Source organism: Actinosynnema sp., assembly GCF_052038725.1.
On the sequence record NZ_JBQGCX010000773.1, the window covers coordinates 1 to 1,879 of the forward strand.

Below are 1,879 nucleotides of genomic sequence, written 5' to 3' on the forward strand. Positions count from 1 at the left end.
GCACTTCTCCCTGCTGCCCGCCTGGCGCGGCGCGGCCCCGGTGCAGGCCGCGGTGCGGCACGGCGACGACATCACCGGAGCCTCCACCTTCCGCATCGTGAAGGAGCTCGACGCGGGCCCGGTGTTCGGCGTCGTCACCGAGCGCGTCGGCGAGCGCGACACCTCCGGCGACCTGCTGGGCCGCCTCGCCGAGTCCGGCGCGCGCCTGCTCCTGTCCACCGTCGACGGCATCGAGGACGGCACGCTGCGCGCCGTCGAGCAGTCCCCCGAGGGCGTCTCCCACGCGCCCAAGATCGGCGTGGACGACGCCCGCCTGGACTTCACCACCCCCGCCACCGCGCTCGACCGGCTGGCCCGCGCGGTCACCCCCGAGCCGGGCGCGTGGGCCGAGTTCCGGGGTGAGCGGCTCAAGCTGGGGCCCGTCACCCCGGTGGAGGACCCCGCGGAGCCGCTGGCCCCCGGACAGATCAAGGTCGAGCGCAAGCGCGTCCTCGTCGGCACCGCCACGCACCCCGTGCGGCTGGGCGAGGTGCAGGCGCAGGGCAAGAAGCGGATGGCCGCAACGGACTGGGCGCGCGGCGTCCGCATCGAGCCTGGAGAGCGCATCTCATGAACGGCAACACCTCGTCCCCCCGGTCGTCCCGGCCCTCCCGGCCGCGCCGCCCGCACCCGCCCAAGCGCAACCCCGGCCCCGAGCGCCCGCCGCAGGAGGACCCGGCCCGCCGGGCCGCGCTGGACACCCTGCGCGCGGTCACCAAGCGCGACGCCTACGCCAACCTGGTGCTGCCCGGCCTGCTGCGCGAGCGCCGCATCACCGGCCGCGACGCCGCCCTCGCCACCGAGCTGGCCTACGGCACGGCCCGCGCGCAGGGCCTGCTCGACGCGGTCCTCGCGGCCTGCTCGGACCGCCCGCTCGCCGAGATCGACGACGCCGTCCTGGACGCCCTGCGCCTGGGCGCCTACCAGCTGCTGCGCACCCGCGTGCCCGCGCACGCGGCCGTGGCCTCCACGGTCGACCGGGTGCGCGCCGACCGGGGCTCGGGCGCGGCGGGCTTCGCGAACGCCGTGCTGCGCCGGGTGACCGGCCAGGACGAGGCGGGCTGGATCGACGAGGTCGCCCCCGACGAGGAGAGCGACCCGATCGGCTACCTGGCCATGTCGACCGCGCACCCGCGCTGGGTCGCGCAGGCCTTCGCCGAGGCACTGGGCAGCCGGGGCGAGCCGCTGCGCGCCGCGCTGGCCGCCGACGACACCCGCCCGATCGTGCACCTGATCGCCCGACCGGGCGAGATCAGCGCGGACGAGCTGGCCGCCATCACCGGCGGCGACCTCGCCCCGTACTCGCCGTACGGCGTGCACCTGGCCGACGGCGGCGACCCGGCCGACCTGGACGTGGTGCGCGAGCGCCTGGCCGCCGTGCAGGACGAGGGCAGCCAGCTGTGCGCGCTCGCGCTCACCAGGGCCCCGCTGGAGGGCCCGGACGAGCGCTGGCTGGACCTGTGCGCCGGTCCCGGCGGCAAGGCCGCGCTGCTCGGCGCGCTGGCCGCGCTGTCGGACGCGACCCTGGACGCGGTCGAGAAGACCCCGCACCGCGCCGAGCTGATCCGCAAGGCCACCATCGGCCTTCCGGGGGACGTGCGCGTCGCGGACGGCCGCGACCCCGGCCTGGACGGCGGCTACGACCGCGTCCTGGTCGACGCCCCCTGCACGGGCCTGGGCGCGCTGCGCCGCCGCCCGGAGGCCCGGTGGCGCCGCCAGCCGTCCGACGTGGCGGGCCTGGCCAAGCTCCAGCGCGAGCTGCTCACCTCCGCGCTGGAGCTGGTGCGGCCCGGCGGCGTGGTGGCGTACGTGGTGTGCTCGCCGCACCTGGCCGAGACGG

At 77.8% G+C, this 1,879-nt stretch carries 2 protein-coding genes; both read left to right on the top strand.

Annotated elements, in window-relative coordinates; all coding sequences use genetic code 11:
- Nucleotides 1–613: methionyl-tRNA formyltransferase (locus ACTUAL_RS15930; RefSeq protein ID WP_440900814.1), on the top strand; the 613-nt coding region annotated here is incomplete at its 5' end.
- Nucleotides 610–1,879: RsmB/NOP family class I SAM-dependent RNA methyltransferase (locus ACTUAL_RS15935; RefSeq protein ID WP_440900815.1), on the top strand; the 1,270-nt coding region annotated here is incomplete at its 3' end. The genes ACTUAL_RS15930 and ACTUAL_RS15935, both read left to right, overlap by 4 nt.